Source organism: Hippea sp. KM1 (genome assembly GCF_000526195.1).
Taxonomy (GTDB): Bacteria; Campylobacterota_A; Desulfurellia; order Desulfurellales; family Hippeaceae; genus Hippea.
Genome location: NZ_JAFP01000001.1, coordinates 925,881 through 934,979 on the forward strand (window position 1 = coordinate 925,881; position 9,099 = coordinate 934,979).

The following is a 9,099-nucleotide window of genomic DNA, read 5'->3' on the forward strand; positions in this document are numbered from 1 at the left end:
CCCACATTAGTTTTTCTGATAACCACCGCCTGGTGTAAGCTTAACAACACCCTTTAGCTGTAAATCGAATAGGATCTCGCTAACATAACCAATATCTTTATTGAGTTTTAAGGCTATCTCATCCTCTGTAGTCTCGCCCTCTATGGCATCCAATACCTCTTTCTCCTGCAGGCTTAGGTCAATCTCGCCTTCGGCCTTTTCCATCTCTTCCTTTAGCTTTAGGTAAAAATGCCCCAGGATGGTGTTTACATCCAATACCGGTATGGCCCCCTCTGCGATTAATTTATTCGTTCCTCTGCTTCTTTTTGAGAATATCTCACCAGGAACGGCAAAAACCGCCTTTGACTGCTCTGCGGCAAGCCTTGCTGTAATCAGAGAACCGCTTTTGATGTCTGCTTCAACAACCAATACGGCCTCAGCCAGACCGGCTATGATCCTGTTTCTTGCAGGGAAGTTGTACTTTGTTGGGGGCGTATTTAGGGGAAACTCGCTGATTATGCAACCCTTATCGGCCATTTTATCGAATAAGGTCTTGTTTTCTTTCGGATATATCACATCAATACCGCACCCCAAAACCCCAACAGTATATCCGCCGCATCCCAATGTAATCCTGTGCGCTAAGGCATCTATACCCCTTGCAAGGCCGCTTATAACCTCAAAACCACTCTCAACAAGTTGAGGCAGGAGGTGTTTTACTACTCTTTCCCCGTATCCTGAAGGGTATCTGCTGCCCACAACCGCTATGGGCAAGACCATTTCCTTCAATTGGCCTTTTATGTATAAAACAACGGGCGGATATTCAATGGTTTTTAATCTATCCGGGTATTCATCATCGAATATGCTTATAAGCCGTATATTGTGCCTTTCTAAATACTCAAGCTCTTTGTTTACATTTTTTGGTTTTAGCTTTGGCTTTACAGCCTCATATAGGGATTCTAAGCTTTCAAACTTAAGCGGATCTTTTATGTTGATTCCACTTAACAAAAGCTTTAGCCTATTTTTCTCCAATCAGCAACCTCACATAGCCTGAATAGTAATTGTGTTGTTCAAAATTACCAAAGCCGAACAAGGAGAGCTTATCTTTCAAATTTAAACCTATAAACTCGCTGGCCAAAGGGCATTCGCCGTATTTAAAGACGGCCTTTATAAGTGGATTCTGGTTTTGCAAATCAAACTCATTATAGTCCAATATGCAAAAACGGCCGCCCTTTTTTAGGCTATCGTAAGCGTTTTTTATTATTAAGCCCCTCTCGTTATCGATAAATCCGTGCAGAACGAACGATATAAAGACCATATCAAACGACTCATAGAACGGATGCGGCTTCCTTATGTCGTGATAGAATACCTTTACATTTCTGCCCCTGCAGCGTTTTTTGGCCTGCTTTAGCATGTTTCTGCTTGTATCAAAACCCACACACGGGGCGGTTGTGTAATTAGTCATAAGGCATAGATTTTTGCCTGTTCCACAGCCGAGATCCAATATTCTGTCGTTAAGCTTGATGTTCATATCGCCTACAACCTTTTTAATAAACCCATCATAGCTAAAACCGCTTATCAGCTGCATTATGGCATCATAGGCTAAGGCTTCCCATCCATCAATCTCGACCTTGCTTAGTTGTTTGGACATTTTGACCTCCTGTTTAAGCCTTACTGTTATAACTATTTTTAGCTTTTTTTCAAGATTCTTGTGCAGATACTTTAAGGTTTAAGTATTGATTTGTTTACAAAAACCTGCTATTTTTCAAAAGAACCGTGAGCAAATTAGAGAAAAATAGGGTTTGGAGGTGTCCCATGAAGCAGTATAAGACCTATATCGGCGGTGAATGGATTGAAACAGGTCAAACCATCAATGTCATCGACAAATACACAGGCGAGACCATAGCCACAGTTCCAAAGGCAGACAAAAAAACCGTCGATATGGCCGTGGATGCAGCCCATGAGGCTTTTGAGGTTATGAGGAAGATGCCTGCATACAGAAGGTCCGAGATTTTGGAGAAGGCTGCCAACCTTATAAAGGAAAGGTCAGAGGAGATTGCAACCACCATTTGCAGAGAGGCCGGCAAGGCCTGGAAATACTCAATGGGTGAAGTTAGCAGGGGATATGAAACATTCAAGTTTGCATCAGAGGAAGCAAAGCGCATACATGGCGAGACCGTGCCTATGGATGCAAGCTCAGGCGGTGTAGGCAGGGTTGGTTATTACATTAGAGTCCCCATGGGTGTAATTGGAGCCATAACACCGTTTAACTTTCCATTGAACCTGGTGGCTCACAAGGTTGCCCCTGCCATTGCAAGCGGCAATACGGTTGTTCTAAAGCCTGCATCATCCACGCCAATAACCGCTTTGATATTGGCTGAGATTTTGGAAGAGGCGGGATTGCCAAAGGGTGCCTTCAATGTGGTTATAGGGCCTGGTGGAGAGGTTGGTGAGCCGCTTATTACAAATGATAAGGTCAGAAAGGTGACATTCACAGGCTCTCCCAAGGTTGGAGACAGGATCATGCGCATAGCGGGCATAAAGAGGGTCACACTTGAGCTTGGCAACAACTCCGCAACAATAATCGAGAAGGATGCAGATATTGATAAAGCCATACCAAGGTGTGTGGATAGCGCCTTTGCAAACTCAGGCCAGGTCTGCATATCGTTACAGAGGATCTATGTACATAAAGACATTGCCGATGAGTTCACCAAGAAGTTTGCAGAGGCCACAAAGAGGCTGAAGGTGGGTAATCCCGTTGAGAAGGATGTGGATTTGGGGCCTATGATCGATGAGAGTGAAGCAAAGAGGGCAGAGGAGTGGATCAAGGAGGCCATAAGCCAGGGTGCTCAGTTGATTGTGGGTGGTGAAAGAGAAGGCAGGGTGCTGCGTCCCACTGTTTTGAGGAATACGACAAAGGATATGCGTGTTATGTGCATGGAGGTCTTTGCACCTATCGTTTCTATCGTTGAATACAACGATTTTGAAGAGGCTATTCAACATGTAAACGATTCCGATTACGGCTTACAGGCCGGTATTTACACAAACGACATAAGGAAAATCCAATACGCCATAGACAACCTTGATGTTGGCGGTGTGATGATAAACGATACCTCCATTTTCAGGGTCGATCACATGCCCTATGGTGGCAATAAGATGAGCGGAATAGGAAGGGAAGGCGTAAGGTTTGCAATAGAGGAAATGACCAATATCAAGATGGTGATGATAAATCTAAACTAAGAGGGGGGATGCCCCTCTTTTTTTGGAGTCGATATGAGGTGGGCTACGACATTTGGTGCAAGCAGGCTAAACGATAAGGGATTATATCAGGAGGGTGTTGAGCTGGGGAGGTTTCTTGCCCAGAAGGGATATGCTGTCAAGTGTGGCGGATACCAAGGGCTCATGGAGGCTGTTAGTAAGGGTGTAAAAGAGTCAGGCGGTGTGGTTGTTGGTATAGGGCTTGAGGCGTTTGAGCCTTTAAGGGAGAATAACCCTTATCTAACCAAAAAGATAGTTGCAGGTGATCTATTCGAAAGGTTGAGGCTTCTGGTTAAGGATAGTGAGCTATTCGTTGTGCAGCAGGGCAGTATAGGCACGCTGAATGAGCTGTTTTTGGTCTGGGCGCTTAAATACTCCTTAAAAGAAACATTCAGGGTCTGTTTAATTGGTAAAAAATACCTATCCTTAAAGAATTGCGATTTTATACCTCAGGATACCTTGAGATTCTTAGAGATATACCCGACGCTTGAGGATTTTAAAGAGAGCTTAAGTTGATGGCGGAGAGGGCGGGATTCGAACCCGCGGTACGCCTAATGCGTACAGCTGATTTCGAGTCAGCCGCCTTCGACCACTCGGCCACCTCTCCGCCTGCTTTTATAGCAAAGAGGATGGTTGAAGTCAAAGAAAATCTCTCCTGATTTTCCTTGAAACGATAAGGAATCCAGAAACACAAAATCGCCAATAAACTGAATTATCTCTGTTAGCTAATTATTTTTATTACCTGCATGAAGCATCTATTTATGCCCATTTTATGCCTATTTTGCGCCCCTTTGTTGTAAAATAGCATAAAAAATCCAGCTTCCCTCTAAACTCATATATCCTAAAACTTACCATCCGGTGAATAGACCCAGCGGAATTCTATATAAGCATTCAGACCAACCCCGCCGGCATTTGTTATATAAACCTTAGCAAAATGCCCCTCCTTTGTTCTGATGCAGTATGTATGGCCAATCTTTACCTTGGTCATGGCATAGTATTCAGTATAGCCTGTTTTTGGACAGGCCTTTACACTTTCCAAGGGAACGGCGCCCATATCCCTGACCTGTCCGACATTGAAGTAGGGTTTGTTGGCCTGGGGAACCTTGGGGTTTACATAGCCAGATGCAATATCCTCCTCGCTGTTTTTGTATCTTCCCGTCTCAAAATCCAAGGAATAGCCGCCAAATTTCGGGTTTGGTGCATGGGTCAAATAGCCGGTCTTGACCTTATTGGTTGCTTTGTTTTTACTGTTTTGAGCCTCAAACACCATAAAGAAGCTGTCGCCTTCAACATTTGCTATGTAAGAATATGTCTTGCTCTTGGATGGTGTGAACTTGTTGATGATAGTAACCGTTGCAGTGCCGCTTTTTTTGATCTTACCGTCAACCCTCCACGGTATAGACAGCTTTATTGAATACCTTATGAAGTTTGGATCATCCTCAAAACTCCTAAATGATACCAAGGCTGGCTTGCCAAAACTCAAAACACTTACGCCGTTGGCCCTGTTTTTTGAGCATATATCGACCCAGGCAGAGGCCAAGTCGGAATCCTTTAAAAAACCCCTAATATCCCTTCCTTCGGAATAGTATCTGGCAAACCTTCTTAAGAACAACTCGGCTTTGAGAAGAAAATCCTCATAATCTATCGTAAAACCCATTTGCGTTTTTTGGTTTGAGTAGTTCTCTATCGTAAGGCTGCAATAGGAAACAAACGGATTTGATTTAATAGTGCATCTTGCCAGGTTGCCATTTACAGTACAATTTGACTTCACAGCGCCGCAATTTATATAGGCCTTTTTAGGATAGCACTTCTTAAGGTTGCAGGCAGGCTTTAGGTATGCCTCGATGTTGATGGGGTATGGATATAAGGCTGCAGACCACTTCTTTATCGCATGGCCGTTTATCTTTATCGTCGTAATCTTGGGCGGGGCAAAGTATCTCTGCTTATTTTCCATTCTAACTATCCTTTCCTCATAATCCGATATGTTAAAGGATGGTTTAAATGGTAAGGCCTTGGCAAAACCCAGATACTTATTACACGCCCATGCGTTGTTTTTTGCTATGCACTCATCGAGCCTGTTTTTTATCTTTATCTCGATAAATTTGAGTTTTTCCAGGGTTGAAACGGCACTTTCGAAATCGGATTTAAACGAATTGGAACAGTAAGGGGTCTCTATTCCTCGATAGTTATTCATGAAGGAGTTGTATGCATTCCTTAAATCGGATGGCCACAGCTTTAGTTTCGATGCAACCCTCCTCATCTGCTCTATAAATCGGTCATCCTCAAGGTTTCGCTCCTTTATATGCTTGCACTGATTAAGCTGTTGGTAGGCCTTCTGCTTTAAGGATTCATAGTAAGACAATTTATGATAGACCTTCTCCGATAGGGCCTGTCTCTTTATCCATTCAATTTGGGACTCATCCACCCCTCTATCGCCATCTAAGTTAGAAGGCAATGCCCTTGTAATAAGGTAGTTGAGTTTCTTCATATATCCAACGAATTTTTCAACATCACTAAAATCAGCAGACCCTTTTTGTTTTTTGGATGCCTCAAACACCAATATGGATAGGGTTTTGTAATAGTTTAACTGCTGAGAGAGAAAATCCCTGTCGCCCATAATTGTGTCGTAGTCGTTTAAATAGTAATTCTGCAAATCCTCCAATTTGTTTATGGCAGATGCAGCCTTCGGTATGTGGCTTTTGTAATCGTCGATGCAGTGCATGTTGTACTTTGAATAGACCTCATATGTTAAATACTCCTCTATCTTGTCCTCAAACTCCCCCTCTAATACGCCAAAATTCCTCAAGTAATCGGAGAATTCAGCATTGAGCCTATCCTCTTTTTCTGCGATAAAAGAGGCAATACTGTATGTCTTTTCAAGGCAGTCCATAGACTCATAAAACACCCTCTCAAAATACCCGCCCGACAGCTTGCCCTGATTGGAAAGCCTAAAAAGCTCGTTTATTAGATAATGGTTGTATTTACACCGGTTGTTTTTGCTGAATGTATCTATTTCCCTTTTTGCCTTCTTAATGCGACTCAACATGTCGTCCTTTTCACATATGCTTTTGTTTAGCCTTTTTAGATCCTCCTCTGCCTTCTCTCTTGTTGCTTTTGCCTGATTATAAAAATCTTGAGCCTTGCTTATGAAAGATTCTGCTTCTTTTCTTTCAACATAAGGCAGTATATTGTTCTTCATTGCGCCAAATAAAAAGTTATTGGCCGACAGGTATTGCCTGTAATTTATGTTTTTATCGATAAAAGCATCTTTTAGTCTTCTTAGATAGGAGACATACCTGCCTAAATCTATCCTTGCTGTCTTACTGCCGCTATTTAGCTGTTTTTTGATGCTTTGAATATCCCTATTGATGCTGCTTACTATCTCATCCCTGAATCTTCCAAAGTTCCTTTGAGTTATCACATTAACAACCACATATACCGGCACATCGGATATCTCCTTCTTGAGCTTTTGAAAATCCCCCTTAGGCGGCACCGAGACACTCTTTTTAGGTGTGGCCTTTTTGGAAGCCTTCTCGATGTTTCTTCTAAAATCCCCATCCAGCACAAACAGCCTTAAATAATCCAGATTGGCCTCATACCCTGCAAGGCTTAGTTTTTTCATAATCTCCACCACATCCTTATAGGTAAGCCGCTCAAGCAAAGAGATAAAACGCTCATAGTCGGCTATGGTTAGGTTGGAGTTGGAGGCCTTATTTATTGCGCATACCTTCAAAACGGTTGTCTTGTAATCCTTTTCCTCCATAAACCGTCTTATGTTGTTGATGGTTATAGCCTCGTTTGCACATCTCAATTTCTTCACTGCCGCCCTGACCATATACCTTGCCTTCCATTTCAAATACCTGATCTCTTGCTGCTTCTGTTTGGCAGCGGCCTGAAGCCTCCTTAAGGCCAAAAAGTATTTCCTGTATTTAGTGTTTACCTCTAAGGTCTTTGACCACATCTCAAACTTCAACTGCTCTATCCACTTATCCCTATCCTTAAAAAACTCGGTTCTGCCAAGCCTCATGCGATTATCGTCAAACCATTGGTCAAACATAGTTCTAAGCGTTCTTATATCGTCAACCCTTCTGGATGCCTTCCATCTTTCCATGCAAGGCAGTAGAAAATCCTTCAAAAATAGCCTTCTTTCAACATTCTTTCCCCAGCTTTGCACCGACTGAAGTGAGTATTTGGCAAAATCCCAGGCATAACCAACTATACTGCCCCCTGTTGAGCCCAACAAAAATCCAGCGATCTGCTTGGCCGCCTCCTCGCTTATTGTGTTTTTAGCCTTATCAAATTCACCGTGGGCGAATTGGTCTATAGCCTGTGTTATGCTTTCAACAGGAAGGTCTGTCTCAAGGACATCCTCAAGCATATCGTGCAACTCTTGAATGTAATATTGTTTCTCTATTTTATTAAAATCCTCAGCTGTGATTTGGGCTTGAGCATTGAAAAACAGAAAGAATACAACAAAAACAACACCAATAACGGATTTTGTTCTCATCCCATCCTCCCTTTCTAAAAATATTACCTGATAAACTATATCGTATTTCTTCAATCAAGAAAATAAAAAACTTGCAAAACGGAGATTTCTTTGGTATAAACTCCTCACTATGAAAAAGCTGGATCTGTTTGAGAAGGGATATTCGGTGTATTTCACATACTTTACATACTTTAACTTTAACTATTACTGGTTTTTTGGGGGAGGGGGATAGTCCAGCTTAGCGGCTGTTTTGTAGATTCACCGAGCCGTTTGAATGGGCTATCCCCAGGGATGGTCGATTCAAACGGCTTTTTTTATTGGCCGAAAATTTTTTGGGAGGTGTTTAGATGATTATCGTTATGAAGCGTTCGGCGACAGACGAAGACATTGAAAGGGTCAGCAAGAAGGTTGAGAGGATGGGTCTAAAAACCCATATATCCAAGGGCAGTCGCAAAACCGTTATAGGTGTCATAGGTGATATAGACAGCAAGATAAAGGAGTACGATCCAGTGGCCACCTTATCCTTAGATAAGGCCGTTGAGAGTGTCCAGAGGGTCTCAAAACCCTATAAATTGGCATCGAGGGAGAGCAGAAACGACGATACCATCATCGATGTGAAGGGGGTAAAGATCGGCGGTGATACATTCACGCTCATTGCAGGCCCCTGTTCTGTGGAAAACAGGGAGCAGATATTAACCACGGCAAGGGGCATAAAGAAGTGTTCAGCCCACATGTTGAGGGGTGGTGCATTCAAGCCGAGGACTTCACCTTACAGCTTCCAGGGTCTTGGAGAAGAGGGCTTGAGGTTGTTAAAAGAGGCATCGGAGGAGACAGGCCTGCCGGTTGTTACGGAGGTGATGAATCCAAAGGATCTGGATGTTGTGCTTAAATACGCCGATGTGCTCCAGATAGGGGCCAGAAACATACAGAACTTCTCCTTACTCAAGCTGGTCGGTCAGACGGATAAGCCCGTTCTCCTAAAGAGGGGTATGGCAACAACGATTCAGGAGTTCTTAATGAGCGCTGAGTATGTAATGAGTGAAGGCAATGCCGATGTTATTCTCTGTGAGAGGGGCATAAGGACATTCGAAACAGCAACAAGGAACACATTGGACATCTCGGCTGTTCCTGTTTTGAAAAAGGAGACCCATCTGCCCGTTTTAATAGACCCATCCCATGCCGCAGGCAAAAGGGATTATGTGCCTGCACTCTCAAGGGCAGCCATAGCCGCAGGTGCCGACGGTCTTTTGATTGAGGTTCATTACAACCCCCAGATTGCCGTCTCCGATGCAGCCCAGCAGCTAACCGTTGAGGAGTTCTGTGAATTGGTTGAAGAGCTAAGAAGGATCGGTGAGGTGGTGGGCAAAAAGATCCAGTAA

Annotated in this window: 6 protein-coding genes and 1 tRNA gene; 3 read left to right on the top strand and 4 right to left on the bottom strand. The window is 43.3% G+C overall.

Annotation, left to right across the window (positions count from 1 at the left end):
- Positions 1-6 precede the first annotated feature (6 nt).
- Positions 7-1,008 carry a DNA-processing protein DprA gene (gene dprA, locus D891_RS0104745; RefSeq protein WP_025209885.1) on the bottom strand — a complete coding sequence of 334 codons (1,002 nt, stop codon included), beginning with the start codon at positions 1,006-1,008 and terminating at the stop codon, positions 7-9.
- A complete protein-coding gene (locus D891_RS0104750) occupies positions 995-1,627 on the bottom strand; it encodes a class I SAM-dependent methyltransferase (protein ID WP_025209886.1) in 633 nt (210 codons plus the stop codon). The genes dprA and D891_RS0104750 overlap by 14 nt, the downstream gene beginning before the upstream one ends.
- Positions 1,628-1,791: 164 nt before the next feature.
- On the opposite strand from D891_RS0104750, the gene D891_RS0104755 reads away from it, so the two are divergent.
- Together D891_RS0104755 and D891_RS0104760 are read left to right on the top strand one after the other, a co-directional pair.
- The gene (locus tag D891_RS0104755) at positions 1,792-3,216 is read left to right on the top strand and encodes an aldehyde dehydrogenase family protein (protein WP_025209887.1); all 1,425 of its coding nucleotides are present in this window, start codon (positions 1,792-1,794) and stop codon (positions 3,214-3,216) included.
- 33 nt (positions 3,217-3,249) lie between these two features.
- Positions 3,250-3,750 (top strand): LOG family protein, encoded by a 501-nt coding sequence (locus tag D891_RS0104760; protein WP_025209888.1) that lies wholly within the window; start codon positions 3,250-3,252, stop codon positions 3,748-3,750.
- On the opposite strand, the gene D891_RS0104765 is transcribed toward D891_RS0104760, so the two are convergent.
- Together D891_RS0104765 and D891_RS0104770 are read right to left on the bottom strand one after the other, a co-directional pair.
- Positions 3,751-3,841 (bottom strand) — tRNA-Ser (locus D891_RS0104765).
- A gap of 234 nt (positions 3,842-4,075) precedes the next feature.
- The gene (locus D891_RS0104770) at positions 4,076-7,795 is read right to left on the bottom strand and encodes a hypothetical protein (protein ID WP_156919069.1); all 3,720 of its coding nucleotides are present in this window, start codon (positions 7,793-7,795) and stop codon (positions 4,076-4,078) included.
- A gap of 272 nt (positions 7,796-8,067) precedes the next feature.
- Here D891_RS0104770 and aroF point away from each other — a divergent pair, with 272 nt between their 5' ends.
- On the top strand, positions 8,068-9,099 hold the full coding sequence (aroF, locus tag D891_RS0104775; RefSeq protein ID WP_025209890.1) for a 3-deoxy-7-phosphoheptulonate synthase: 1,032 nt from the start codon (positions 8,068-8,070) through the stop codon (positions 9,097-9,099).